We start from the raw sequence: 24693 nt of genomic DNA on the forward strand, positions 1-24693 counted from the left end.
CAGGACGTGATCACCCACTCCGAGTCACAAATACGCGCCGGAGATAGCCGACGTATCTTGCGGTTTCCTGGGAGCTGCCTCACGCCTCCAAGTCGGCCTCGAACACCGAGACGGGGCCGAGTATCACGCCCGTCTCCTCGACGTAGCGGTCCCACAGCGCCAGCAGCTCGGCCAGCTTGTCCGGCCGCGCGGCGGCGAGGTCGTCAATCTCACCGGGGTCGCCGGAGAGGTCGTAGAGCTGCCAGGCTCCCGGACCGTACGGCGCGGGCAAATAAACGGCCTTCCAATCGCCCTGTCGAATCGCGCGGCGGCCGAACAACTCCCAGCCCGTGCCGGTTGCGTCGCCGTGGACCTGCTCGCTGTCACCCGACAGATACGGCAGCAGCGAGCGGCCCCGCATGGATTCGATCTCACGGCCCCGGTAAGTGGTACCGGGATGTGTGATGCCGGCGAGCTCGAGCACGGTCGGGGCGATGTCCATCACGGTGGTGAACGCAGTGCCGATCTCGGCCTGCCGGGCGAAGCCGGGCCAGGTCATAAAGCCCACCACCCTAATCCCGCCTTCGGTGGTAAACGCCTTGTGCAGGCGCGATGGCGCCGTGGCGGCCTGTGCCCAGCGCGGGCCGTACCAGATGAACGAGGTGGGTCCGCCGAGGTTGTCGAGGCTGTTGTCGCAGTACTTTTCGATCTGCGCAACGATCTCGGCGCCCCGAAGCGGCATCGCCTCCACCATCGCGCCCTCTGCGCCGTTGTCGGACAAGAAGATCACCACGGTGTCGTCCAGCTCGCCCGTGCCGGCCAGGTAGTCGATCACCCGCCCGATGTTGTGATCCATCCGGTCGACCATCGCGGCGTAGACCTCCATGCTGCGGGCCGAACGCGCGCGCTCGTCGTCGGTCATGTCGTCCCATTCGGGAGCGCCGTCGGCCACGACCGGATGCGCCACCACATCGGGCGTGCACAGGCCGAGCTTCTTGAGCGCCTCGAGGCGGGCCTCGCGCAACGCGTCCGGGCCGTCGTCGTAGCGGCCGCGATACCGCGCAATGGATTCGTCCGGCGCTTGCAACGGCCAGTGCGGCGCCTGAAAGGGCAGGTAGGCGAAAAACGGCCGGTCGTCCTCCGGGGGACGCTCGCGCAAGTAACGCAGTAGGGTGTCGGCGTAGAAGTCGGACGAATAAAAGTCGTCGCCGACGCTGACGAAGCGGTCGTCCTCGGTGTAAAGCGTTGCCACCGGCGAGAACCCGCCGCCCGCGCCCGGACCGTAATGGCTGGCGCCGGCCGGCAGCAACGCGAAGGACCGCTCGAAGCCGCGGGCCCACGGGGAGGTCTCGATGGACCCACCGAGGTGCCACTTGCCCGACATCAGCGTCAGGTACCCGGCGTCGCGCAGCAGCTCGGGCAAGGCCACGACCCGGTCGTTCAGGTAGCCCTCGTAGCCGGGCGCGCCCTGAAATCCAGGCATGGCGACCTCGAGCATCGTGCCGATACCGGCGATGTGGTGGTCGGTGCCGGTCAGCAGCATCGCCCTAGTGGGCGAGCACGCCGGCGCGGAGTGAAAATCGGTGAACCGCACGCCGGCGTAGGCCAGCCGATCCAGGTTGGGGGTGTTGATCTCGCCGCCGAATGCGCCGATATCGGAAAACCCGAGGTCGTCCGCCACGATCACTAAAAAGTTGGGTCGCTTCACGGTGAAGCATCCTGTCAGGTCCGGCGCCGCGAGGAAACGCCGCGGCGGCGCGGATATTGTCGTTGAATGCTGGCAGAGTTCGGGATGTCCATTCCCCTGGTCGCCGCCCCGATGTCGGGCGGTCCCACCACCCCGGCTATGGTGTCGGCCGCCACCCGGGCCGGTGCCCTGGGCATGCTGGCGGCCGGCTACAAGACCGTGGAGGCCGTCGAAGCCGAGCTCGAGAAGGTCCGCGCCGAGGGAATCCCGTTCGGCATCAACCTGTTTGCGCCCAACCCGCTGCCGGTCGATCCCGACAGCTACCGCACCTACGCGGCAATCGTGCAGAAGGATGCCGACCAGTTTGGCCTCACCCTGCCGGCGGAACCGATCGAGGACACCGACAGGTTCGACGAGAAAATCACGCTGTTGCTCGACGACCCGGTGCCGATGGTGTCGTTCACCTTCGGGATACCGTCGCGCGAAGTCATCGCGGCCTTGCGACGCGCCGGCACCGTCGTGGTCCAGACGGTGACGACTCCCGACGAGGCGGCGCTGGCCCACGAAGCCGGGGTCGACATGCTCACCGTGCAGGCGGCCGCGGCCGGCGGGCATTCGGGCACGCTGTCGCCGCGCCAGCCGTTGCGGCCGGTGCCGATCGTCGACCTCGTCAAGCAGGTGGCGGCGACCGTTCCGTTGCCGATCATGGCCGCCGGGGGGCTCGCCACCCCCGCCGCGGTGGCCGAGGTGATCCGCGCGGGCGCCACCGCGGCCGCGGTCGGGACCGTCCTGCTGCGCGCCACCGAGAGCGGCGCGTCGGCCACCCACCAAGCGGCCCTGACCGATCCCGCGTACACCGAGACGGTGATCACCCGGGCGTTCACCGGCCGCCCGGCGCGCGGCTTGCGGAACGCGTTCATCGACGCCCACGAAGCGCAGGCGCCGCTGGGCTATCCGGCGATTCACTATCTGACCACCGGGATGCGCAAAGCGGCCGCCGCGGCGGGCAAGCCCGACTACGTCCATCTGTGGGCGGGCACCGGATATCGGCACGCCACCGCCGGGCCTGCGACCGACATCCTGGCGCGGCTGGCATCCGAACTCTGATCGGTAGCTCTCATTCTGGGTTGGCTTCCCGCGGGGCGGCCGGTGTTGCAGCCTTCGTTTAGTATGTACTTAACGAACTAATCGAGGGCTATGTCACCGGAAGAATCCGAGTTCGTCGACCGCCTTGGGTTGTTCTTCGAACTCCTCGGCGCCACCCGCACCATGGGGCGGGTATACGGGTGGCTGCTCATCTGTGATCCGCCGCAGCAGTCGTTGACCCAGTTGGCCGACGCACTGTCGGTGAGCAAGGCATCGATCAGCACCGTCGCCCGCCAGCTGCTGGAGGGCGGCATGGTGCAGCGGTTGCCGAGCCAGAACCGCCAACACCTCTACCGGGTCACGCCGGGCGGGTTCACCAGCGTCCTGGAAACGCAGCTGTCGCTGATGCGGCTGGGCATCGAGCCCGCCGACCTCGCCCTGTCGGTGCTGGGTGAGGACCGCGCCGAGCAGCGGCAGCGCGTCGAGGACTTTCGCGATTTCTGCGAATTCTGCACCCGGGACTATCGCGACCAGTTGATGCGGATGTGGACCGAATATCGGGAGGGAAAAAGGCAGCCATGACGATGACGGACAAAGTCGACTTCAGCGGCGTGGCGTGGGGATCGGTGGAGTGGACGAACCTGTGCACGCTGTACCTGCGGGCGTACGAAAGCGGTTCGCCGGCACCGATTCTGGGCGACACGGCCGCGGCCGAGGCGGTGGACCGCATCGACTACGACTGGGCCCGGATGCGGCGCGCCATGCGGCCGGGATCCAACCAATACCTGGTCACGATGCGCGCCAAACAGCTTGACGACTGGAGCGCCGGCTTCCTGCGCCGCCATCCGGACGCCACCGTGTTGCACCTCGGATGCGGCATGGACACCCGGGCGTTGCGCCTGGCTCCGCCGAAGACCGTCCAGTGGTTCGACGTCGATCAACCCGACGTGATCGCGTTGCGCCGCAGGCTGTATGAGGACCGCGACGGGTACCGGATGATCGGCTCCACGGTGACCGATGAGGCGTGGCTGGATCAGCTACCCACCGATCGCCCGACGCTGATGGTCGCCGAGGGACTCGTCATGTATCTCACCGAGCCGCAGGTGCGGGCGCTCCTGCGCGGCATCACCGATCGATTCGGCAGCGGCGAGCTCGCCTTCGACACCGTGTCGCCGATGGGGCCCCGGCTGTCGAAGATCTTCACCAAGGGAATCATCAAGTGGGGCATCCGCGACGCGCGCGAACTGGAGCGTTGGAACCCGCGGCTGCGACTCCTCGAGCAGTCCTTCGTGGGGGCGCTCTGCGAGCGCATACCGTCGGCGCCGGTGCGGCTGTTGTGGCGGGTGGTGAACGCCACGCCGATGCGCAACTACGACGTGCTCAATCGCTTCGCGTTCTGACACCCGGCACATAGCCGCGGCGCGTGGTCAGCTGGCCAGGCCCCGATCGGACACCGCCGGTATCGCCAGGACCCGGTCGACCGCCGTACTGACACACCGCGGATGCTCGCCCAGCAGCATGTGGCCGGCGCCTGGCCGGTGCAGGTGGGTGGCGTCCGGGATGGCCGCGACGATGTCACGCGCGTGCTCGGCCGGGGTCGTTTTGTCCGCTCCCCCGCCGATGACGACGGTGTTGGCGACGACGGAAGGAAGCGCCGCGTACTGGTCATAACGCTTCAGGCTGGGCAGGAATCCGGCCGCGGTCGCCAACGACACCGAGCGGATGGCGGACGCCGTGAGCGCGGCGGCCCCGCGCCGGTCGGCGCCGGAATACTTGATCACGCCGTCGAAGACGGGCCGCACAAAACCCCGGACCGCCTTGTCCATCGCGCGCCGGGGCACGTGCGCTCGACACAGCCCTCGCGCTTGGCGTCGAGAAACTGTAAGCAGCCCTCGGCGGTCGCGCGATACGCGTTTGTTCCCTTAGTCAGTTCTGGCTGTGTGAACACGGCGGACTCCTGCTCGGTGCGATGTCGAGCGGCTCCCGACACCTTGTTGCACTCGAAGCTACGGATCGGCACCGGCGCTGACTCGCTTGTGCGCAATAGCCACGCAACAAGGGATTTTGAGCTTTTGCGCATTGTGCTCGGCTGGCCGGGCCCGGCCCGTTGCCATCCGATCGCGGCTCTGATCCGAAGCACTATCGAGCGAAAGTTTCGTCTGGTAAGGCCGTTAGGTCGACGAGGGAGGCCCATCTTGAGGGGTACAGCAACATTCATGGTTGCCGCCGGCGATGGTTCACCGCAATCTCCTGCTGGCTACCGCTACTACTTGCTGGCCCATGCGATCGCGACGGCGCTACTGCTCATCGTTTTGGTAGTCGGCATATGGCAGTTCATGGACTGGGTCGATACGCCGTCCTGTTTGAGAGGCGCTTCGACGGATCCCGCTATTTCCACAGCCGCACAGCGCCATTCGGCGCGCCTCGAGTCGGCAGTGGATGTCGGCGAGTGCCCGTGCCCCGGTTCCGTGGGGCGCGACAACCGCGTCAGAACGCCTCGGGATCCCGTTGGACCTCGACCGGCACCGGGTGGCGATACAGCCGAGACGCGTTCTCCCAGCTGAATTTCCGGATCACCTCCGACGGCAAGTCGCCGATTTGGTCATGAATGGTCTGCTGGGTGTGCGGCCAGGTGGAGTCGCAGTGTGGATAGTCGGCTTCCAACATGATGTTGTCCACCCCGATCCGGTCACGCTGCACGAACGACGACTTGTCCTCCACCGCGCAGAACCAGAAGTTCCGGGTGAATACCTCCGCGGGAGTCAGGCTTTCGCCCAGCGCCTGCCAGGTGCCGTACATCGCGTGATAGCTGAGCATGTGGTCGAGGCGGTCGAGCAACCCCGCCACCCAGCCGATCCCGCCTTCCGACAAGCAGATTTTCAGGTCGGGGAACCTGCTGGGCAGACCGGAGTACAACCAGTCGACGGCGGCCGAGATGGCGTAGGCGAAGAACAGCACGCCCTGTACATCCGGTGGCGCATCGTCGGTGGTGGACGGTGACGACCCCGAGGAGCCGATGTGTAGGTTGACGACGGTGCCCGTCTCGGCACACGCCGCGATCATCGGGTCCCAGTGCCCGGAGTGAATGCTCGGCAGACCGAGCATCGCCGGGTTCTCGCTGAAAGTGACGGCGTGAAAGCCGCGTTCGGCGTTCTCGTAGATCATCTTGGCGCCGAGCTCGGGGTCCAGCAGCCACGGCAACTGGCAGGCGATGATGCGGTCGGGGTATGACCCCGCCCAGACCTCGAGGTGCCAGTCGTTCCATGCGCGCACGGAGGCCAGCGCCAGGTCGCGGTCCGTGGTCACCTGCTGCAGCCGCTGGCCGGCGAACCCCGGGAGGAAGGAGGGGAAGTTCAGCGATGCATAGATGCCGTTGAGATCCATGTCCATGACGCGCTCGTGGATATCCCATGCGCCCCTGCGCATCTCGTCGAAGCGGACCGGCTCGAATCCGTACTCAGCGACGGGCCGCCCGACCACCGCGTTGAATCCGACGTTGGGCAACTCCCGGCCGTCGTAGACCCACGTCTGTCCCCCATCGGCGGTCTCGACGACCTTGGGGGCCCGGTCGGCGAACTTTCGCGGCAACCGCCCGGTGAACGTGTCCGGCGGTTCGACGATGTGGTCGTCGACCGAGATCACCGTGTAGCGCCGCGGCGCCCTGGGTGGATCCGGCAGGAACGTGACCGAGCGTTGCTCACCCGTCTTGGCCGTGGTGAAGTTCAGGTCACCGGCCAGCTCATCGATCGATTTCACTCGTCAATCTCCTTGTGGGGCGGGCGCTTCAGTGTGCGATGGTGGCTTCGAGCGTGCGCTCAGGGCGGCAATCACGCCCGAAAGGCGCCCTGAGCGCACATTCGGCGCCGTGGCCGCACACCCGACGCTCTCACGTAAGCACATTGGGGTCCGCCTTGATGGTCATCCGTGCCGCCCCCGCCCAATACACGTCGGCGGCGCGTTCGATCAGCGACCTCTGCATGCCCGCCATGTCGGACCAATTCATTCTCACCGGGTCCTTGCCGGTGAGCATGACGTCGTAGGCCAGCTTGCACACCCGCTCGATCGATGCCGCCCGGTAGACGGCTTCCGGCAGGTTGCGGCCGGTCGCGATCACGCCGTGGTTGGCCATAATGGTGAGGTTGGCGCCGCCGATGCGAGCGGCGAGGTCCGCGGCGCGGGCGGGGCTGTCGATCTCCCCGTCGTACGTGTCGACGAGGCAGAGGTCGTCGAGGTACAGCGAGCCGGTCTGGTGCACCAGTTCGGGGAGCCTGCCCAGCGCGGCCAGAACGCATACGTAATAGGGGTGGTTGTGGATGACCACGCGGGCGTCGTCGCGGACCCGGTGCAGTTCCGTGTGGATGTGGATGGCTGGGGTGACATCCCAGCGACCGCGGACCACCCGCGCGTCACCGTCCACGACGCAGATGTCCGACGCGGTGAGCTCCTGCCACCACAGCCCCCACGGGTTGACGAGCATGTCGGTTTGACCGTCGAGTTGCCAGGTGATGTGCCCGGCCATGTTCTCCGCGAACCCGATGGCGGCCAGGTGGCGAAACGCGATGGCGAGCGCCTGTTCATCGGACAGCTCGACGCCGATCGGCGGCACCACCGATGGCGCCCAGACCTCGAGGCCACCCCGCCGTGCGTCAGGAGTGTTCATGATCGGCCTCCATCCTGGTTCGAATATCCTCGCGGAGCGCGCCTTTGGCGACCTTGCCCCCGGACGATCGGGGAAGTTCATCGACCACGACGAGCCGTTCGGGCAGCAGCTCCTTGGAGACTCCCAGCGCCAACAAGTGGTCGACGAGGCCGGGCAGGTCGATGGTCTGAGAGTCGACGAGTTCGGCATAGACACAGACTTTTTCGCCGAACACCGGATCGGGCATGGCGACCGCCGCCGCCACGGCGATCGCGGGGTGGGTCGCGACGGTGTCCTCGACCTGGGTCGCGCTGATGTTCTTCCCGCCGCGCAGGATGAAGTCGGAGGTGCGTCCGGTCACGGTCAGGTAGCCGTCCGCGTCGACCTCGCAGAGGTCGCCCATGCGCATCCAGCCGTCGGCGGTGAACAGCGTGTCGTGGTCGGCGCCGCCGAGGTAGCCGAGGCTGGTCGCCGGACCCCGGCACGCGGGCTGGCCGCGCCCGGTCTCGGTGACGTCCCGATCTCCGTCGAACAGCCGGACCGCCATCTCCGGAACGATCCGGCCGCCCGTGCGCAGGCGGCGTTCGCGTGGGTCATCGAGCGTGGTGGCGCTGAGCAACCCGGTCTCATTGGAGCCGTAGAATTGCAGGATCTTTGCGCCGGTGAGTTCCTCGAATTCGGCGGCCGGCCGGTACGGCAACGCCTCGCCGCCGGCGAAAACGACCCGCAGCGAACTCAGGTCATGCTCGCGGCACGCCGGGTCCGCCATCAGCATCGTCAATTGCGTGCTGACACAACACAACACGGTCACCCCGTGTCGCGCGATAGCCTCACATGCCCCACGCGCGGTGAACCGCCGCATGATCACCGCGGTGGCGCCGAGATAGATCGGGGTGGTGTGGCTGGTCCAGATCCCGAAGCCGAACGGCGTGGGTATCACCGGCAAGAAGACGTCATCCGGGGTCAGCGATCCGTTGGCGACGGCCTTCTGGTGGAAATAGTGCCAACGGTTTTGTGTGTGCACGACGCATTTGGGCAGGCCGGTCGTCCCGGAGGTGGAGTTGATGAGAAAGACGTCGTCGGGTCCCAGCTGTGCGTCCCCCTCCAACGCCCGGGGCTGCGTGCGCACGTTGAACCGCAGCGCGCCGGGGCCACCGTCAACGATCAGGGTGGATACCGAGGCTTCGCCGGCCGCCTGCGCCGCGGTCGGGCCGCGCTCAGGGTCGCTGATCAGGATCTTTGGTTGCGAATTCCGCAATATCGCGGCCACCTCCCGGGTCCCGGCGCGTGCGCCGATGCCGACCACGACGGCGCCGCACCGTTCGATCGCGACGAAAAGCACATGGATCGCGGCGGAATCGCCGTGCCACACCGCGATCCGATCGCCACGCCGCACACCGATGCCGGCCAGTTGTTGGGCCAGATTGCTTGCCGCATGGTCGAATTCACGCCAACTCAGCGACGTGCCGAGATGGTCGACATAGGCGCGGCGATCCGGTGCGAATTCGGCGTTGCGACACACCGCGTCCGACAGGGTCGCATCGGACCACCACCCGGCGGCGCGGAACAGGGCCGCGTCCTCGTCGGCGAATGCCGGCGAGCCCACGGTATCCAGCCCACCGGCGCTCATCCCCAAATGATAGGAACCGCTCGCCGTTTAGTCAGGAAGTCTAAGGATTCGGCGGGGCCGGCGCGTTGTGCTGGTCGGCGCCGGCGGTGCCCTGACGAGGGTGCGGCGTCGGACAGGTGCGGCGCGGAAGGCAGCCACAGTTGAGGCCGATGATGCAGGCGCCCCCGCCGACCGGCTGCACGGTGATGGCGCCGCCCCCGTCGCCGCCGGTGGGCGCCACGCCGGACGAAGAGCTCGTTGCGCTGTTCCGCGGCTCGGCGGCACCAGCCTGCGCGCCGACCGTGCCCAACGTGACCGCAAAGATCAGGGCGGCGCCGCCGCACACCGCGGCCGCCCTGGCTTTGCGATTCGTCATGTTTACCAACTGTAATTGGCGGTTGCGGGATGCGCACTGCGACACAGGGTGCTTTAGTCAAACCCGACGCAAGCTGCCAGCACAGGAAGCGGTCGCGAATGACGATCACGCGCGATGCCCGGCTTTGGCCGGGGCTGCTCAGCGGCGCCGCCGCCGGGGCGGCGGGCACTACCGCGCTGAACGTGATCGCCTACCTGGACATCGCGATACGGGGCCGACCGACCAGCACGACCCCCGAACGAACCGTCGAAGCAATAGCGAGGCTGTTGGGCCTGACGGTGCCCGGGACCGGTGACGTCTTGGCCAACCGGCTGCTCGGCCTCGGCGCGCTGACCGGGTACGCCGCGGGCATCGGGATGGGCCTGGTCCTCGGGCTGGCGTACGCGCTGGGCTGGCGCCCGGGCCTGCTGGTGGCCACGCTGGTCGCGGCGGCGATCGCCCTGATCGGCACCAACGGGCCGATGACCGTGCTCGGGGTCACCGACCCGCGGACCTGGGGCGTCGTCGGGTGGATCAGCGATCTGATCCCGCACCTGGGATACGGGGTGGTCACCGCGCTGGTGCTGCACTACCTCTACCGCAATTGGGATCGGTAGCGGGATTCGCGTCGTCCACTTGCGAGACGAACTCTGCGATCGCAAGGAGGAACCCGCGAATGAAGACCAAGGCCGCAGTCCTGACGTCCGGGGCGCTGGTCGCCGCGTTGCTGCTGGCGCGCTATTTCGCGTTGAGTCGAGCCGGCCTTCCGCTGGGGTGGATGATCTATCTCGGGCTGCCGATCACCGCGGCCGGTGTGCTGTTTGCGCTGCGGCTCATCAACCTCGGCGCGGGCTGGGGCGCCAGGGACACCAGGCAGCCCGCGCATCCCATAGCGCTGTCGTATCCCCAACCGCCGGTGCCGGTTTCCGAGCGCTTCAGGGAACTCGAGGTGCTGCGTGCCACCGGCGGCATCTCGGACGCCGAGTACATCGCGCGCCGGCGGCACCTCATCTCCGAGATCTCCGAGCGCTGAGGCCCCTGCCGCTCCTCGCCGACTGGTGCGACGACTCCGGCAGCTCATCACTCGAGCCGGCCGAGGTAGCCCCTAGCCCTGAACCGTAGGGCGAATGACGATCTCGCCGATCTCGACATCGTCGGGTTGCTCGATCGCGAAAGCGATGGCTCGCGCGACCGCCGCCGGGGGTAGCCCGACGACGCTCATGGTGCTTCGGATTGGTCGCGCAACGCGGTGTCGTCGATGGAGCTGTCGAGTTCCGTGTCGACGAAGCCCGGCGATACAGAGGTCGTTCGGATAACACCGTCGGTCGACTCTTGGCGCAGGCCTTCCATGACGGTCCGGACGGCGTTCTTCGTGGCCGCGTACACCGCCATGGTGGGCACGATCTTCAGCCCGGCCGTCGATACGGTCGTCACGAAGTGGCCGCGTCCCTGGCGGCGGAAGACAGGCAGGGCGGCGGCGATGCCGTGCAGCACCCCGCGCAGGTTGACGTCGATCATCGCCGACCAGCCGTCGGCGTCCAGGTCCGCCACGGGACCGATCTTGCTGATCCCGGCGTTGCCGACCAGGACGTCGAGGGAACCGAAGCGCTCGGTCGCGGCTCCGACCAGCCGCTCGAGGTCCTCTCGGCGCGTGACATCGGTTGGACGGCTGACCACGTCTCCCCCATTGGCGCGGATCTCGCGAGCGATGTCGTCGAGGCGCTCGACGCGGCGCGCGCCGAGGACCACGCTGGCTCCTCGCTCGGCCAGCAGCCGCGCGGTCGCCTCGCCGATCCCGCTGCTCGCGCCGGTGATCGCGACGACCTTCCCCTCGACGTTGTTCATCGGAGAAATGCCTTCCTAGCGGTCATGGGCGGGGCAAATCGGTGGATGTCTCGTATTGTCTCCTCTGTGCTGATCGGGTTCCTGCTCGCGCTGGGTTGCTCGGTGTGTTACGGCACGGCCTCGGTCTTGCAGGCCGTCGCGACGCGGTCGGTCGAAGCCGCGAGCAAATCGGGCGTTGACGCCGTCCTGCTGATGCGCGCCGCCCGGCAGTGGCGCTATCTCGCCGGCATCGGTCTCGACGGCCTCGGGTTCCTGCTCCAGGTGTTGGCGTTGCGTTTGGTGCCAATCTATGTCGTCGCCGCGGCGCTCGCCGCCTCCATCGCGGTCACCGGCATCGTGTCCGCGTGGGTGCTCTCCGCGCGGCTGTCACGGGCCGAGTGGACGGCCGTCGGCGTGGTCTGCGTGAGCCTGGCCGCGCTCGCCTGCGCCGCCGGGCCGGGACACTTTCGTCACGCGCCGGCCGGGCTCGGCTGGGCGCTCATCGGCGTGGTCGCCGCGATCTTCGTCGCCGGTGCCGCCGCGGGCCGGCTGCGCGACCGCGAGCGCGCGCTTGCCCTGGGGTTGGGCGCCGGAAGCGGCTTCGGCGTCGTCGAGGTCGGCGTGCGCCTCATCGACGTGATCGATCCGACGAAGGCGGCCTTCTACACCAACCCGGCGCTGTACGCGGCGGCCGGAGGCGGTGCGGCGGGGTTCCTCTTGCTCACGTCCGCCTTGCATCGCGGATCGGTGACCACGACAGTGGCCGCCATGGTGGTCGGCGAAACGATCGCCCCCGCGCTCGTGGGAGTGGTGTGGCTGGGCGACAGCGCCCGCGACGGTCTCGGCTGGCTGGTCGTCCTCGGATTCGTGGTGGCGGTGTCGGGGACGTTGGTGCTGGCCCGATTCGGCGAGGCCCCCACTCCCGCCGAGGCCGATTAGGGCGACTCGACCGCGTAGGTGGTGCCACGCTGGTGGCGCGTCCACAGCGCGCCGCCTTGCGCGTCGATGCCGGCGGCGATCAGCTCCCGCTTGAGGATTTTGTTGGTAGCCGTTGCCGGCAGGTCGTCGTTGATGCGGACATACCGCGGCCACGCCTTCGGCGACAGGTCGGGCTGCGCGGCGAGGAACTTCTCCAAATCCTCGGGCTGGAAGTCTGTCCCGTCGCGCAGCACCAGGGCCGCCATCACCTGATCGCCGACGCGTTCGTCGGGTACGGCGTAGACGGCGACCTGGCTGATTTGCGGCAGCCGTTCCAGGATCCGCTCGATCGGCGCCGCGGCCAGGTTTTCGCCGTCGACTCGCATCCAATCGGCCGTGCGACCGGCCAGATAGATCCAACCGTCGGCATCGCGGTAGGCCAGGTCGCCGGACCAGTACATGCCGTGCCGCATGCGCTGCGCCGTCGCTGACGGATCGTTGTAGTAACCGGTGAACGGGCCCGCGCCCTGGGTGTTGACGAGTTCGCCAACCGCGTCGTCGAAGTTGATCAGCGCGCCGTGTTCGTCGAATTTCGCGACCGCGCACTCGGTCAGGGTGCCGGGGTTGTAGATGCTGACCCCGGGATAGGGCTTGCCGATCGATCCCGGCGGGGCGCCGTCCTCGCGGACGACGATCACCGCGAACTCGCTCGAGCCGAAGCTGTCGATGACTCGGCATCCGAAACGCCTTGCGAATTCGTCGATGTCGCGATCGGTGGCCTCGTTGCCGAACGCGACCCGCAGGGTGGTGTCGGCGTCGTCGGGACGTTCCGGGGTGGCCAGGATCAGCGCCAGGGGCTTGCCGACGTAGTTCAGGTAGGTCACCTGGTGGCGGCGCACGTCGTCGATGAAGCGTGACGGCGAGAACTTGGCCGGCACCATGGTGGCGCCGCTGCCGATGGCGACGGCCCACCCGGCGGCGATGCCATTGGAGTGGAACAGGGGCATTGCCAGGTAGCAGACGTCGTCGGCGGTGACGTCGTACTGGAAGATCAGGCTGGCGCCGCACATGATCGCCATGCCGTGCGCGAACCGGACGGCCTTGGGGTCCCCGCTGGTGCCGGAGGTGAAGATCATCATCAGGGTGTCGGCGGCGGTGACCTCGCGGTGGGCCACCAGCGGCGGCGCCGCGGCCAGCATTTCGGCGTAGCGCCGTGACCCGACGTCGATGACCTGAATTCCGTTGAGGTCCAACCCGTCCAGCAGTGCCACGTGCTCGCCGTCGACGAGGAGGAGCTGGCAGTCGGAGCGCCGGATGTCGGCGAGCAGGCCGCCGCCCCGGCGGGTGGTATTGATGCCGCACAACACGTAGCCGCCCAGCGCGGCGGCCGCCATGGCGCGCAGCATCTCGGGGGAGTTGGTGAGCAGGGCCCCGACATGCAGCGGGTGGGCGGGGTCGGCAAGGCGGATCAGCGCGGCGGCCTCGGCCTCGGCCTCGGCCAGGTGCTGCCGCCAGGTCCAGGTGCGCTCGCCGTGTGCGATCGCGGTGGTGTCGTCGTTTCGGCGCAGCCGCAACAGCTGCTGAACCGTTTCGGGTCCCGGTTCGCTCATCGGGTGGTCAGGACCAATCCGGCGTAGTTCTGATCGGCCACCGCTTCGCAATGCCGGCGGTAGGTGCCGAATCCCCCGGCGTAGGGCATGAAGATCCGTTTCTTGCCCTCGATGTTGGCGCCCAGGTACCACGAGGATGACGCTTTCGGAAACAGCGTCTGCTCGGCCGCTTTCGCGACATGCTCGGTCCAGGCGTCGGCGGCATCGCGGCGGGGTTCGACCTCGTGCACACCGAGGCGACGGGCCGTCAACATCAGCTCGATGACCCAGTCGACCTGAACCTCGGCGTGCAGCACCATGTTGGCCAGCACGGACGGGCTGCCGGGCCCGCTGATGGTGAACAGGTTGGGCAGGCCGGGAACCATGAGGCCGAGAAAAGTCACGGGGCCGTCGGCCCAGATGTCGCGTAGCCGGGCTCCCCTGGGCCCACTCGGGTCGATGCGGGTGAGCGCTCCGGTCAGCGCGTCGAATCCGGTCGCAAAGACCAGGACGTCGCAGGGATAGGTCGCGGCGCCCGTTCGCACCCCCTCGGGGACGATCGCGTCGATGGGCTCGCGGCGCAGGTTCACCAGCCGCACGTTGTCGCGGTTGAACGTCGCGTAATAACCGGCGTCGGTGCAGATCCGCTTCGTCCCGATCGGGTGATCGACCGGGATGAGGTCCGCGGCGACGACGGGGTCGTGGACGATCTCGCGGATGCGCTCCTCCGCGAACTCCCTCGCGACATCGTTGGCGGCCGGGTCGGAATTCTGGTCGGGGAAGGTCTTGGCGAACAGCACGCCGCCCTCACGCCAGCGGCGCCACAGTGCTTCGATTCGCTCGTCGGGATCGGCTTCGAGCGCCTTCTTGTGATAGGTGCCGTGCGGAGTGCCCGCCGACGCGTAGGCCGACATCCGGCGTCGCTCGGGGTACTCCTCCCGGATCCGTCGCTGTTCTTCCGCCGACCACGGACGGTTGGGCATCGGGATGCTGTAATTCGCCGATCGCTGGAATACCACGAGCCGCTCTGCCTGGCCCGCGATGATCGGAACCGCTTGAATGCCAGACGAACCCGTGCCGATCAACCCCACCCGCTTGCCCCGCAGGTCGGGATCCTCGCGAGGCCACGCGGCCGTGAAGTACACGTCGCCGGCAAAATCGTCGGCACCGGGGATGTCGGGGCGGTTGACCGCAGACAGGCAGCCCGTCGCGCATACGAAAAACTGCGCGGCGTGCGACGACTCGCCGCCCTGCGAGATATCACGCGTGCGGACGCGCCAGCCTCCCGCCTCCTGGTCGAATTCCGCCCCGATCACGTCGACGCCGAAGCGGTAGTGGCGGCGCAGATCGAAGCGGTCGGCCACGTGGCGCAGATAGGCCAGGATCTCCGGCTGCGCGGCGAATCGTTCGCTCCACGTCCAGCTCTGCTGCAGCGCTTCGTCGAATGAGTAGGAGTAGTCGACGCTTTCGACGTCGCACCGCGCACCCGGGTACCGGTTCCAATACCAGGTGCCGCCCACGTCGGGAGCCGCCTCGATACCGAGCACCGACAGGCCCGTCGAGACGGCCCGGCGTACGGCGTAGAGCCCGGCGAATCCCGCTCCGATGACGATGACGTCAGCGGTCATTGCGACCCGCACCGGGCGAGGTCAAGCAACTCCCGCAGGTCGCCGCACACCAACTCGCGCGCCGAGGTGGCCGGCGCGAAGGATTGAATCGTCATGAAGCCGTGGAACAGTCCGGGGAAATCGCGATGCACGACTCGTACGCCCGCGTTGCGCAAGCGGCGCGCGTAATCGCATCCCTCGCTGTGTAAGGGATCCAGGCCGGCGGTCACGACCACCGCGGCCGGCAGGTCCGCGAAACTATCCGCCCGGGCCGGCGCAACCAGCCAGGGAGGGTCGAAAAGCCGCTCATCGCCAAGGTATTGACGCCAATACCACTGCATCGCGGCCCGCGTGTTGAAAGTCCCCGTGCCGTGGCGGTGATAGCTGTCCGTGTCGAACGACGGATCGACCGCCGGGTACAGCAACAGCTGGGCGGCGGGCCGGGCGACGCCTCGTTCGCGGCACAGGATCGCGGTGACCGCAGCCAGGTTCCCGCCGGCGCTGTCGCCGGCGACGGCGGTCCGTGTCGCGTCGATGCCGAGGCCGGCCGCGTGTTCGATCACCCAACGGAAGGCGGCGAATGCGTCGAGGGCGGCCGCGGGTGCGGGATGCTCGGGCGCCAGCCGATACCCGACGGACACCACGACGGCTTGGCTACCGCGCGCCAGGGACCGGCAGAAGCCGTCATGGGATTCGATGTCGCAGAAGACGAATCCGCCGCCGTGATAGAACACGATGCCGGGGCGGTGGCCGAGCTCGCCGTGCGGGTGGTAGATCCGCACGGGGATGGCGCCGGCGGGGCCGGGGACGTAGTGGTCGATGGTGTTGCGGACGTCGTCGATGTTGTTGGGAGGCACCCGCCGCGCGGCGACGGCGGCCCGCGCCTGCGCGCCGGTCATCGACTCGACATGGGGGAATCCGGCGTTCAACTCGCGCAACATGGCCTGCACCGTGTCGTCGATGGCATCGATGCCATGGTCCATGTGCGCCTCCGCCCGCACCGCTGCGCCGGTCAAGCCGGCCGGTACTTCAGCAAGGTGATTCCGCTGTCAAGATCGTAGAACACCGGCCGCACCCGCATTCCGATTCGGATGTCGGCCGCGTCGACCTCCACCAACTCGGTGCTGATCCGTGGCCCGGCATCCCATTGCACCACCGCGAGCAACTGCGGCACCGCGTCCGCCCAGGGCGGTCCGGTGGGTCTGCGGGCCACGGTGTAGGTGTACAACGTTCCCGCGCCATCGATTTCGCGCCACTGAAGGTCGTCGGCGAGCGAACCCGGCGCGAGGGTGCGGGAATAGAAGACGTAGCGCCCCAGCGATGGCGAATACTGCACGACGACGCGGTGCCGCGCGAGGCCGTCCCAGAAAGGCCGGGAGACCGGGGTGGGCTCGGGAACGGGATATTCGGCGGTCACTTGCGCCGCTCCTCTCCCCCGCGAGCGGGAGGTACCCCCACATCGCTTCGTCCCCCGCGAGCGGGAGGTACCCCCGCATCGCTTCGTCCCCCGCAAGCGGGAGGTGCCCCCGCTGCAGCGCCGCCGGCGCGGGCCACCGCTAATCCCCCCGCATCAGCAGCGCGACCTGCTCGCTCATGATGCCGCCGTTGCCGGTGACGAACCCGGTGTGGCAGTCGCGCACCTGCGCGTCGCCGGCGCGCCCCATGATCTGGCGCGCCGCGTCGACCACGTGGTGCATGCCGCCCGCCATCCCGGCCTGGCCGAAGGACAGTTGGCCGCCGGCGGTGTTGAGCGGGAAGTCGCCGCGGTGGGTCAGGTCGTGTTCGGTAACCCATGACATGCCGTCGCCTTTGGCGCAGAAGCCGGCGTCTTCCAGGCTCATCAACACCGTGATGGTGTAGCAGTCGTAAATCGACGCGATATCGACGTCGGTGCGGCCCAGCCCGGCCATCGCGAACGCCCGGTCGGCGGCGCGGGCGATCGGCGTCCGCAACAGGTCTTCGGCGTAGGTAGGCGTCTTGAACGCGATGCGCTCACCGAATCCCTTGATCCACACCGGGCGATGGCGGCTTTGCCGCGCGATGTCGGCGCTGGCGATCAACACCCCGGCTCCCCCGTGCACCCGCATTACCGTCTCGAGCATGTGGATGGGATCGGCGATCATCGGGCTGGCGAGAACGTCGTCCACCGTGATCGGGGTGCCGTGAAAGACCGCGCCCGGATGCGCGCACGCGTTGGTGCGCTGGTCGACCGCGATCTTGGCGACGGCGGCGGGATCGTAGCCGAACTCGGCGGCATAGCGCTGCGCGATTTGGGCGTAGGGCGCGTTTTGGCCCACGTTGCCGTACGGGATCTCGAATTCGGCCTGCGGTGACCCGTAGTTGTTCGACGATGCCCCATACCAATTGGGGGCGGGTGGCGGCCTCTTGTCGGATTGCGGCTGCGCGGCCGAACCGGGGACCACCGCCAGCACCGCGTCGCAGATGCCGAGCTCCACGGCGGCAGCGGCCCGCCAGACCATCCCCGCCGAGGTGGCTCCGCCAAGGTCGACGCGTTCTCCGAAATCCAGGGCCAGGCCCAGGTATTCGCACAGCGTGGCGGGCGCGAACATCGCGGATTCGGCGATGCCGTGGGTGAGCAGGCCGTTGACATACGCGGGGTCGACGCCGGCGTCCTCGATGACCAGCTTGGCCAGCAGCGCGTACTGGTCGAGGGTGAACCGCGCGGGCCCGGTGGGGCGCCGTTGGGCGGGCAGCTCGGCGATGCCGATGATGGCCGCCTCGCCGCGCAGTCCCGTCACGACGGCGCTCCGCGTCGGGGCAGCTCGACCGTCGCGGTCCCGGGCATCAGCACGGTGGCGTCGCGGCGGCCGGAGATCTCGAGATCCACCAGCCCCGCGCCGGTTTCGCCGAGGCGCTTGCCGGTGACTTCGCCACCGAAGCTGAGCGACTGGCCGGGATAGGCGACCGCCCGGTTCTGCACCGAGAAGGACACCAGGCGGCCGCGCCCACCGATCCAGTCACCGATGGCGCGGGCCAGCAGCGCCGCCTGCAGCGGGCCCTGGACCAACACGTCGTCGTAGCCTTCCACCGAGCGGGCCCACTCCTTGTCGTAGTGGATGCGGTGGCCGTTGTAGGTGGCGGCGCTGAAGAAGAAGAGCTGCGTCTCGTCGACGGTGACGGTCAGCGTCGGCATGTGGTCGCCGACGGCGATGTCGTCATAGAACACCTGCGGATCGGTCGTAGGGGTCACGCGTGCTCCTAGGGACGGGCGATCATCGAGGTCGAGGCTTCGGCAAGCAATTCGCGGTTCTGGTTGCGGTACACCGTGTGCCAGGTGACCAGGACGAATCTGCCCGAGCGGCCTTGCTTTTCGACGATGGACTCGATGGTGCGGATCATCTCGATCTCGTCGCGGTGGTAGGCCGGCAGGTGGAAGGCGAAGCTCTCCCCGCCGGCCATCCGCTTGGGGGCGCGGGGAAACGCGAGGCTGCCGGAGACCGCGCCGGAGGATCCGTCGGGCCGCAGCGCCTCGAGGTGCGTGACGCCGAGCACGGCGTATTGCAGGAACAGAGGGGGACAGATGATGTCGCGAAACCCGTTGGCGCGCGCATACTCCGGGTCGAACCACAGCGGGTTGTGGTCACCGACGGCGGCCGCCCAGCGCTGCCAATCGCGCCGGTTCACCTCCCCCGTGGCCGATGCGGCGACGGTGCCCACCCGCAACGCCGATTCGGCGTCGATCAGGGAGTGCTCACCCACGCGCGTCCTCCTTCAAAGTCTCTTCCAGCGTCTGTTCCAGCCAAGCCGCGGCGACGTCGGCGCCGCCGCCGAGCGTCGCACCCAGCCGTGACCGTTCGCTCCAGAGGTGCAGGTCGGTCTCGGTGACGTAGCCCATCCCGCCGTGCAATTGGTGGGCGTCCTGGGTGATCAGCCTCGCCGCGGCCGCGGCATGCATGCGTGCGATCGCCGTCTCCCTGCTCGCCAGGTGGCCGCGTCCCAACCAGAAGACCGCCGAATGCGCCGCCAATCGCGCGGCGGCCAGGGCGATGTGCATGTTGGCGATCAGGTGCTGCGCCGCCTGGAATGACGCGATGGGGCGGCCGAACTGGTGACGCAGCTTGGTGTAATCGACCGTGCGGTCCAGCACCGCCTCTCCGACGCCGACCAGGTCGAGCGAGCCCATCGCCACCGCCGTGTTCGCGACGCGCCGCAGCACCGCCTGGTCGGCCTCACCGAGCAGCGCGTCGGCGTCGGCGACCACGTCATCGAAGCGCACGGTGAACGCCCGGTGACCGCCCGCCATGGCCAGCGGCTCCGCGGCCACCCCGGCCGCGTGCGCGTCCGCGGCGAAGGCCAGGGTGCGCCCGGAAGCGGCCGCCGACACCACGATGAGGTCGGCGACGTCGGCGTCGGCGACGTAGTCCGCGCTTCCGGTGAGGCGCCAGGCGCCGCTGGAGTCGAGCTGGGCCGACACCGCGGGCGAAACGACGGCGGCATCGCGCGCGCTCCACAGCGCCGTCGTTCCGCGGACACCGCCGCTTGTCAGCGGCGGCAGCCACCTGGCCTTCGCCTCCGGCGGCGCCAGCCGATCGATCGCCAGCGCTGCCGCGACGGAGCTGTGCACCGTCGTGGGGCACAGCGCGCGACCCGCCTCGGTGTAGAAGACGGCGAGATCCTGCAGCGAGCCACCGGAGCCGCCGTATCGCTCGGCAATGGCGAGCCCGAAAACACCGGCGTCCGACAATGCCTTCCACAGGGCCGGGGTGGTACGGTCGGCGCCGGGTTCACGCAGCCCGCGCACCAGCCCGACGGTGCTCTCCGCCGCCAGCAGCGCGCGCAGCATCGAGGCGAACTCGCGCCGCTCGGCGCTGGGCCTAACGTCCATACGAGGGCATTCCGTGGCCGCGCTGGGCGATGATGTCGCGCAGGACCTCGTTGGTGCCGCCGCCGAAACGCATCAACGGGGCGACCCGGTACAGCCGTTCGAACGTGCCGGCCAGCGGCGCGTCCTGGCCGCGATGCGCGAGCAGTCCGTCGGGCCCCAACAGATCCAGCGCCAGGTCGGCGATGCGCTGACGCAGTTCGCTGGTGAAGACCTTCTCCACGCTGACCTCCACGGTGGGGATGACACCGCCGTCCAGGATCGACGCGGCCTCGTAACCCATCAGCGCGGCCACCTCCACGTCGGCTTCGGCGAGCGCCAGGCGACGCCGCAGCGCCGGGTCGTGCGCGGGCACCGTGCCGTCACGGCGTGGGCTGCGCGCCAGCCGATGCAAGTCGTCGACGGCGCGGCGCAGGTCGCCCGCGTTGGTCAGCGCGCCACGTTCGAGATCGAGGGCGCCGGTGATGTACGTCCACCCCCGATTGACTTCGCCGATCAGGTTGGTAACCGGGACCCGCACGTCGCGGAAGTGCACCTCGTTGGTGCGATAGCCAGACCACGCGTAGAGCGGGCGGATCTCGACGCCCGGGCTGTCGATCGGCACGATGATGACCGAAATCCCCCCGTGCCGCGCCGCATCGGGATCTGTTCGCACACACAGCCATTCGTGGGTGGCGCGCTGCGCCCCGCTGTTCCATATCTTGGTGCCGTTGATCACCCATTCCCGGCCGTCGAGCGTCGCCCGGGTGCGCAGGTTCGCCAGATCGGTTCCCGCATCGGGTTCGGAATAGCCCACGGCGCAGATCATTTCGCCCTTGGCGATCGGCGGCAGCCATTCGTTCTTGTTCTGCTCGGTGCCGTGGCGCATGATCATCGGCGCCACCGAGGTGACCGTGAGGTCGGGTCCGGGCACACCCCAGTACTCGAACTCGCTCATCAGCAGGTGCTGATGAACGGCGCCCAACCCGAGGCCGCCGTACTCGCGCGGCCAGTTCAGCCCGAACCAGCCTTTCTCCCCGATCTTGCGGCGAAACCGTGTTACCTCGCCGTCGGGCAGCTCCAGATCATGCTGGGCGAGCTCGGCGCGCAATCCGGCGGTGACGTTCTGCCGGAGGAAACCCCGAACCTCGGCCAGCCAAGCCCGTTGCCCGGCGTCGAGTTCGAAATCCATCCCGGCCCACCTCACCCTTCCATCAGGCGGCGTCAGCGTAACGCCACGGCGAAATTCCGTGCGCCATTTCGGCCCGACGTTACGCCCGGCGCGCCGGTAGGGACCGGCGGCCCATTTCGCTGACACTCGTCATTGACAGGTGGCAGCGAATCTCGATAGGTTTGCTGACGTGGGCACGCAGGTTCTCAATGCCCGGGAGGCCCAGCGGCTGCAGACCCGGGCCCGCCTGTTCGAGGCAGCGGTCGCCGAGATCGGCCGGACCGGACTGGCGGGCACGGACGTCGCCGCCATCGCCGCGGCCGTGGGCGTCGCGCGGGGCACGTTTTATTTCCATTTCCCCACCAAGGAGCACGTCCTGGTCGAGCTGGAGCGCAACGAGGAAGCCAAGATCGTGGCGCGGCTCGCCAGCCAGACAGACCACCGCGGCGACCTGATGTCGATGCTCACTTCGCTGGTGCGCCAAGTGCTCGCAGCCGAGAAGCGGCTGGGCCCCGTCGTTTTCAGGGACATGTTGGGGCTGCACTTCTCCGCGACGCGCCCGGTCGAGGACGGGCCCGGCGAGCATCCGCTGGCCGGGTTCGTCATCGCCGCGATCACCCAAGCCCAAGGCGCGCGGCGGCTGCCCCGGGATGCGGACGCACGCGAGCTCGGCGTGATCTTCCTGACCGGGCTGTTCGCGTTGCTGGCCACGGGCGGAACGGAGCTCGGGGACCGCGCGGCGCTCTTGGACCGCTACGTGAAGACCATCGTCCACGGAATGGAGGCATCATGACCGGCACGGGTATCGAGGGTTACCGGGAGTACCTCGCGAATCGGGACGGCGACGCCGATCTGCTGCATCGCCGACTCGCCAACCGCGAGGAGTTTTTCGCATCGCTGGAGGCCGACCCCGTTCGCTCCGACCGGCCGATCGATCGGCAGGTGTTCCTGCGCAATCTGCGCCGCCGCCGCCCCGAGCCGGGGCTTCCCCGCGAGATGCTGTTCCTGCTCGCCACCGCGAAACTGAACCAGGCGGAGCGATTCGGCGTGGACCTGGGCGATACCTACGGGCGCATCGGCGGCGAGGACAAGCCGCCCGAGGGCGTGTACCTCGCGCTCGAGGAGCACTATCACACCCGCCTGCTGGCCTACGTGCTCGACGCGTTCGGCCTGCCGTTCCACGTTGTGGTGCCGCCGTTCGTGATGCGGCAGTTCGTGAAGATGGAGGTGTTTCTGCCCGAGCGTTTCGGCTTCCCCTTTGTGGGCGCCGCGGAAATGGCCGGCTGCATCATGTTCGACGAGCTGCGCCGCGTCGGCGTCGAATTGTTCGCCGACGAGCCGGAGGTGGCCGCGCGGATCGACCGGCTCTACGCCGAGATCCTCACCGACGAACTGGGCCACGTCGGGTACTGCGCGGCGCGCTGCAGCCGCTCCGAGCGAGCGTTAATGCGTTGGCTCTATCCGCTTTTCGGACGCCTCTTCGCTCGTCAGACCGCCGAGATCAGCCTGCTCACGGACCCCGCGAAGCTCCGTGCCCGTCTCCGCGAGCCCTTTGACGTCGAAGGGCTGGCCGCCGGCGTGTCGAACGAAACGTTCGTCGCCGCGCGGCCCTGACTACCGGCCCCGCCAGCCGCCGGCGGCCAGCTCCAGCAGCCGGACGACCGCGTCGTCGGCCCGTGCCCGGTGCACGGCGACGATCCGGGTGATGAGGCTGGGCAGGTCGTCGCAAAGCCTGCGATACACGATCTGGGGGTGCCGCATCGCCAGCATCTGCTCGGGGACGAGGCAGGCGGCAAGCCCGGCGATGGGGTACGCCATCATTGCCGACAATTCGTCGGTGTACGCCGCGACGCGAGGACTCACGCCGGCCTCGCGAAATGCGCTGAGCAACTGGGTGGCGACTCCGGGGAGCGACTGCCGCGACGGCAGCACGACCGGCTCATCGCGCAGGTCGGCCAGCGCCACCGAGCGTTTCCCGGCCAGCCGGTGCTGCTTCGGCAGGACGACCACCGTTCTCTCGCGGCCGATTTCGCCGACGACCACTCCGTCGCCGCCCTCGACAGGACCGCGAGTGAAGGCCACATCGAGTTGGCCGGACCGAACCGCGTCGGGCATGTGGGCGGTTCGCGTCTGAACCAGGTGCAACGTCAGCTCGGGCAGCGCGTCCGCGCTCGCGCGGAGCAGGCCGGGCACGAACCGGTAGGCCAGGCTGACCGCGAAGCCGATGTGGACCACGCCCTCCAGGCCGGCCGCGACCCGCCGGGTGCGCCTGATGGCCGCTTCGTGCGCGGCGCTCAGGCGCTCCGCATCCTCACGAAACGAACGCCCGGCGGCGGTCAGCTCGACCCCTCGCGGGCTGCGGTCGAACAACGTGACGCCCATAGCCCGTTCGAGTCGCTGGATCGCCTGGGTCAGCGGCGGCTGGGTCATCGACAGGCGCCGCGCCGCGCGGCCGATGTTGCGCTCGTCGGCCACCGCGAGGAACTGCTCGAGAAGCCGTTGGCTCAATTCCATATGCAACAGCATATGGAGTCCGGCACAAGAACGTATTGGACGATATCGCCTCCGCGTCGTTGACTGGAAGCACGAGGAAAAGGGAGGGGCCGATCCGTGAGTGACACATCCGATTTCGGCACATTCGGCCGGTTCGTCGAGACGCCGGTGGCCCAGATGCCGCCGGAAATGAAGGCGGCCTACGACTTCACCCGCGAACTGCGCGGACTGGTGCCCGGCCCGCACAAGATCTGGCTCGCCAACCCCGCCCTGGCCAGGACGATCGTGCCGACCGGCGCCTACTTCCAGCGCCAATCCACGTTGACGAAGGCGGAGATCGAGATCGCCACCAACATCGTCAACGGACGCTGGCGTTCGCCGTACGCCAACTACGAGCACGAGATCATCGGAGAGCGCGCCGGACACCTCGACGCGCGCCGGGTCGAGGCCCTGATCGCCGGGCTACCCACGTCGTTCGAGGACCCGCGCCAACAAGTCGTCTATGAGCTCGCGTCGGCGCTGGTCGCCCCGCGCGTCGTACCCCTGGGGATGTACCGGCGCGCCAAGGAGTTGCTCGGTGATGCCGGCATCGTGGACGTCGCGGTGCTGCTGGGCTGGTTCACCATGGTGTGTATGACGCTGGGAGCGTTCGACGTTCCGGCCGACGCCGACGGGTTGGACCAGTGAGCGCCGTCGAGCGCGCGCCGGGCGGTCGACTGGCGCTGTTCGGTCCCGGCGCGGGACGTGACCCGCTGGACAAGACGGCCGCCCGGCACGCCACAGCGCTGACCACCGCCCGCCACGTCGATGACCGTCAACCGCCACGCCGCGCAAACGTTCGGCGCCGCGGGCCTTTCCAGGGCCGCCACGCTGGCGGGCACCGATCACGCGGTCTGCGCCATTCGCAACGCGTT

25 protein-coding genes and 1 pseudogene are annotated in these 24693 nt (G+C 68.5%); 9 read left to right on the top strand and 17 right to left on the bottom strand.

The window, feature by feature from the left end:
* Window positions 1–79: 79 nt before the first annotated feature.
* Window positions 80–1687, bottom strand: a complete 1608-nt coding sequence (locus MTAB308_RS02515; RefSeq protein WP_077097593.1) for an arylsulfatase — start codon at window positions 1685–1687, stop codon at window positions 80–82.
* Between the two features lie 66 nt (window positions 1688–1753).
* On the opposite strand from MTAB308_RS02515, the gene MTAB308_RS02520 reads away from it, so the two are divergent.
* The 3 genes from MTAB308_RS02520 to MTAB308_RS02530 all read left to right on the top strand — a co-directional run bounded on the left by MTAB308_RS02520 (window position 1754) and on the right by MTAB308_RS02530 (window position 4152).
* Window positions 1754–2773, top strand: coding sequence for a nitronate monooxygenase (locus MTAB308_RS02520; protein ID WP_077097595.1), 1020 nt, complete (start codon window positions 1754–1756; stop codon window positions 2771–2773).
* 90 nt (window positions 2774–2863) lie between these two features.
* On the top strand, window positions 2864–3334 hold the full coding sequence (locus MTAB308_RS02525; protein ID WP_077097597.1) for a GbsR/MarR family transcriptional regulator: 471 nt from the start codon (window positions 2864–2866) through the stop codon (window positions 3332–3334).
* A gap of 2 nt (window positions 3335–3336) precedes the next feature.
* The gene (locus MTAB308_RS02530) at window positions 3337–4152 is read left to right on the top strand and encodes a class I SAM-dependent methyltransferase (protein WP_173842105.1); all 816 of its coding nucleotides are present in this window, start codon (window positions 3337–3339) and stop codon (window positions 4150–4152) included.
* Window positions 4153–4179: 27 nt separating this feature from the next.
* On the opposite strand, the gene MTAB308_RS02535 is transcribed toward MTAB308_RS02530, so the two are convergent.
* The 5 genes from MTAB308_RS02535 to MTAB308_RS02555 all read right to left on the bottom strand — a co-directional run bounded on the left by MTAB308_RS02535 (window position 4180) and on the right by MTAB308_RS02555 (window position 9376).
* Window positions 4180–4593 carry an alpha/beta fold hydrolase gene (locus MTAB308_RS02535; RefSeq protein WP_245831217.1) on the bottom strand — a complete coding sequence of 138 codons (414 nt, stop codon included), beginning with the start codon at window positions 4591–4593 and terminating at the stop codon, window positions 4180–4182.
* A gap of 646 nt (window positions 4594–5239) precedes the next feature.
* Complete coding sequence (locus tag MTAB308_RS02540; protein WP_077097602.1) at window positions 5240–6508, bottom strand: amidohydrolase family protein; 1269 nt, start codon at window positions 6506–6508, stop codon at window positions 5240–5242.
* Between the two features lie 130 nt (window positions 6509–6638).
* Complete coding sequence (locus tag MTAB308_RS02545) at window positions 6639–7412, bottom strand: class II aldolase/adducin family protein (RefSeq protein WP_077097604.1); 774 nt, start codon at window positions 7410–7412, stop codon at window positions 6639–6641.
* Window positions 7399–9021 (bottom strand): class I adenylate-forming enzyme family protein, encoded by a 1623-nt coding sequence (locus tag MTAB308_RS02550; RefSeq protein WP_077097606.1) that lies wholly within the window; start codon window positions 9019–9021, stop codon window positions 7399–7401. The genes MTAB308_RS02545 and MTAB308_RS02550 overlap by 14 nt, the downstream gene beginning before the upstream one ends.
* Before the next feature lie 40 nt (window positions 9022–9061).
* The gene (locus MTAB308_RS02555; protein ID WP_077097608.1) at window positions 9062–9376 is read right to left on the bottom strand and encodes a hypothetical protein; all 315 of its coding nucleotides are present in this window, start codon (window positions 9374–9376) and stop codon (window positions 9062–9064) included.
* A gap of 98 nt (window positions 9377–9474) precedes the next feature.
* Here MTAB308_RS02555 and MTAB308_RS02560 point away from each other — a divergent pair, with 98 nt between their 5' ends.
* Both MTAB308_RS02560 and MTAB308_RS02565 read left to right on the top strand, forming a co-directional pair.
* Window positions 9475–9972, top strand: coding sequence for a hypothetical protein (locus MTAB308_RS02560; protein ID WP_077097611.1), 498 nt, complete (start codon window positions 9475–9477; stop codon window positions 9970–9972).
* Window positions 9973–10031: 59 nt separating this feature from the next.
* A complete protein-coding gene (locus tag MTAB308_RS02565; protein WP_077097613.1) occupies window positions 10032–10388 on the top strand; it encodes a hypothetical protein in 357 nt (118 codons plus the stop codon).
* A 72-nt stretch (window positions 10389–10460) separates the two neighbouring features.
* Here the strand turns inward: MTAB308_RS02565 and MTAB308_RS02570 are convergent.
* Window positions 10461–11200 (bottom strand): annotated as a pseudogene (locus MTAB308_RS02570) (SDR family oxidoreductase).
* Between the two features lie 54 nt (window positions 11201–11254).
* Between MTAB308_RS02570 and MTAB308_RS02575 the strand changes: the two are divergent.
* On the top strand, window positions 11255–12118 hold the full coding sequence (locus tag MTAB308_RS02575; RefSeq protein ID WP_108637187.1) for a DMT family transporter: 864 nt from the start codon (window positions 11255–11257) through the stop codon (window positions 12116–12118).
* Here the strand turns inward: MTAB308_RS02575 and fadD1 are convergent.
* The 9 genes from fadD1 to MTAB308_RS02620 form a co-directional block, all read right to left on the bottom strand.
* Window positions 12115–13707 (bottom strand): fatty-acid--CoA ligase FadD1, encoded by a 1593-nt coding sequence (gene fadD1, locus MTAB308_RS02580; RefSeq protein WP_077097617.1) that lies wholly within the window; start codon window positions 13705–13707, stop codon window positions 12115–12117. The genes MTAB308_RS02575 and fadD1 overlap by 4 nt on opposite strands.
* Complete coding sequence (locus MTAB308_RS02585) at window positions 13704–15314, bottom strand: flavin-containing monooxygenase (protein WP_077097619.1); 1611 nt, start codon at window positions 15312–15314, stop codon at window positions 13704–13706. Before MTAB308_RS02585 ends, fadD1 begins: the two co-directional genes overlap by 4 nt.
* Complete coding sequence (locus MTAB308_RS02590) at window positions 15311–16276, bottom strand: alpha/beta hydrolase (RefSeq protein ID WP_077097622.1); 966 nt, start codon at window positions 16274–16276, stop codon at window positions 15311–15313. The genes MTAB308_RS02585 and MTAB308_RS02590 overlap by 4 nt, the downstream gene beginning before the upstream one ends.
* A gap of 29 nt (window positions 16277–16305) precedes the next feature.
* Window positions 16306–16710 carry a Zn-ribbon domain-containing OB-fold protein gene (locus MTAB308_RS02595; protein WP_077097624.1) on the bottom strand — a complete coding sequence of 135 codons (405 nt, stop codon included), beginning with the start codon at window positions 16708–16710 and terminating at the stop codon, window positions 16306–16308.
* A gap of 139 nt (window positions 16711–16849) precedes the next feature.
* On the bottom strand, window positions 16850–18052 hold the full coding sequence (locus tag MTAB308_RS02600) for a thiolase family protein (protein WP_077097626.1): 1203 nt from the start codon (window positions 18050–18052) through the stop codon (window positions 16850–16852).
* Window positions 18049–18447 (bottom strand): MaoC family dehydratase, encoded by a 399-nt coding sequence (locus MTAB308_RS02605; protein ID WP_077098131.1) that lies wholly within the window; start codon window positions 18445–18447, stop codon window positions 18049–18051. Before MTAB308_RS02605 ends, MTAB308_RS02600 begins: the two co-directional genes overlap by 4 nt.
* Before the next feature lie 65 nt (window positions 18448–18512).
* Window positions 18513–19013, bottom strand: coding sequence for a MaoC family dehydratase (locus MTAB308_RS02610; RefSeq protein WP_077097628.1), 501 nt, complete (start codon window positions 19011–19013; stop codon window positions 18513–18515).
* The gene (locus tag MTAB308_RS02615; protein ID WP_077097630.1) at window positions 19006–20139 is read right to left on the bottom strand and encodes an acyl-CoA dehydrogenase family protein; all 1134 of its coding nucleotides are present in this window, start codon (window positions 20137–20139) and stop codon (window positions 19006–19008) included. The genes MTAB308_RS02610 and MTAB308_RS02615 overlap by 8 nt, the downstream gene beginning before the upstream one ends.
* Window positions 20129–21307 carry an acyl-CoA dehydrogenase family protein gene (locus tag MTAB308_RS02620; protein ID WP_077097632.1) on the bottom strand — a complete coding sequence of 393 codons (1179 nt, stop codon included), beginning with the start codon at window positions 21305–21307 and terminating at the stop codon, window positions 20129–20131. Before MTAB308_RS02620 ends, MTAB308_RS02615 begins: the two co-directional genes overlap by 11 nt.
* Before the next feature lie 169 nt (window positions 21308–21476).
* Here MTAB308_RS02620 and MTAB308_RS02625 point away from each other — a divergent pair, with 169 nt between their 5' ends.
* Together MTAB308_RS02625 and MTAB308_RS02630 are read left to right on the top strand one after the other, a co-directional pair.
* Window positions 21477–22079, top strand: a complete 603-nt coding sequence (locus MTAB308_RS02625) for a TetR/AcrR family transcriptional regulator (RefSeq protein ID WP_077097634.1) — start codon at window positions 21477–21479, stop codon at window positions 22077–22079.
* Window positions 22076–22900: a hypothetical protein gene (locus MTAB308_RS02630; protein ID WP_077097636.1), complete on the top strand. Its 825-nt coding sequence runs from the start codon at window positions 22076–22078 to the stop codon at window positions 22898–22900. Before MTAB308_RS02625 ends, MTAB308_RS02630 begins: the two co-directional genes overlap by 4 nt.
* Here the strand turns inward: MTAB308_RS02630 and MTAB308_RS02635 are convergent, their stop codons facing one another.
* A complete protein-coding gene (locus MTAB308_RS02635; protein WP_077098133.1) occupies window positions 22901–23800 on the bottom strand; it encodes a LysR family transcriptional regulator in 900 nt (299 codons plus the stop codon).
* A 96-nt stretch (window positions 23801–23896) separates the two neighbouring features.
* On the opposite strand from MTAB308_RS02635, the gene MTAB308_RS02640 reads away from it, so the two are divergent.
* A complete protein-coding gene (locus MTAB308_RS02640) occupies window positions 23897–24466 on the top strand; it encodes a carboxymuconolactone decarboxylase family protein (RefSeq protein ID WP_077097638.1) in 570 nt (189 codons plus the stop codon).
* Window positions 24467–24693: the final 227 nt, after the last annotated feature.

It is taken from the genome of Mycobacterium terramassiliense (genome assembly GCF_900157385.1).
Classification (GTDB): Bacteria; Actinomycetota; Actinomycetes; order Mycobacteriales; family Mycobacteriaceae; genus Mycobacterium; species Mycobacterium terramassiliense.

Coding starts and splice junctions, on each gene's coding strand:
- MTAB308_RS02520 (WP_077097595.1), top strand. CDS start 1,754: ATGCTGGCAGAGTTCGGGATGTCCATTCCCCTGGTCGCCGCCCCGATG.
- MTAB308_RS02525 (WP_077097597.1), top strand. CDS start 2,864: ATGTCACCGGAAGAATCCGAGTTCGTCGACCGCCTTGGGTTGTTCTTC.
- MTAB308_RS02530 (WP_173842105.1), top strand. CDS start 3,337: ATGACGGACAAAGTCGACTTCAGCGGCGTGGCGTGGGGATCGGTGGAG.
- MTAB308_RS02545 (WP_077097604.1), bottom strand. CDS start 7,412: ATGAACACTCCTGACGCACGGCGGGGTGGCCTCGAGGTCTGGGCGCCA.
- MTAB308_RS02550 (WP_077097606.1), bottom strand. CDS start 9,021: ATGAGCGCCGGTGGGCTGGATACCGTGGGCTCGCCGGCATTCGCCGAC.
- MTAB308_RS02555 (WP_077097608.1), bottom strand. CDS start 9,376: ATGACGAATCGCAAAGCCAGGGCGGCCGCGGTGTGCGGCGGCGCCGCC.
- MTAB308_RS02560 (WP_077097611.1), top strand. CDS start 9,475: ATGACGATCACGCGCGATGCCCGGCTTTGGCCGGGGCTGCTCAGCGGC.
- MTAB308_RS02565 (WP_077097613.1), top strand. CDS start 10,032: ATGAAGACCAAGGCCGCAGTCCTGACGTCCGGGGCGCTGGTCGCCGCG.
- fadD1 (WP_077097617.1), bottom strand. CDS start 13,707: ATGAGCGAACCGGGACCCGAAACGGTTCAGCAGCTGTTGCGGCTGCGC.
- MTAB308_RS02585 (WP_077097619.1), bottom strand. CDS start 15,314: ATGACCGCTGACGTCATCGTCATCGGAGCGGGATTCGCCGGGCTCTAC.
- MTAB308_RS02590 (WP_077097622.1), bottom strand. CDS start 16,276: ATGGACCATGGCATCGATGCCATCGACGACACGGTGCAGGCCATGTTG.
- MTAB308_RS02605 (WP_077098131.1), bottom strand. CDS start 18,447: ATGCCGACGCTGACCGTCACCGTCGACGAGACGCAGCTCTTCTTCTTC.
- MTAB308_RS02615 (WP_077097630.1), bottom strand. CDS start 20,139: ATGGACGTTAGGCCCAGCGCCGAGCGGCGCGAGTTCGCCTCGATGCTG.
- MTAB308_RS02620 (WP_077097632.1), bottom strand. CDS start 21,307: ATGGATTTCGAACTCGACGCCGGGCAACGGGCTTGGCTGGCCGAGGTT.
- MTAB308_RS02630 (WP_077097636.1), top strand. CDS start 22,076: ATGACCGGCACGGGTATCGAGGGTTACCGGGAGTACCTCGCGAATCGG.
- MTAB308_RS02635 (WP_077098133.1), bottom strand. CDS start 23,800: ATGGAATTGAGCCAACGGCTTCTCGAGCAGTTCCTCGCGGTGGCCGAC.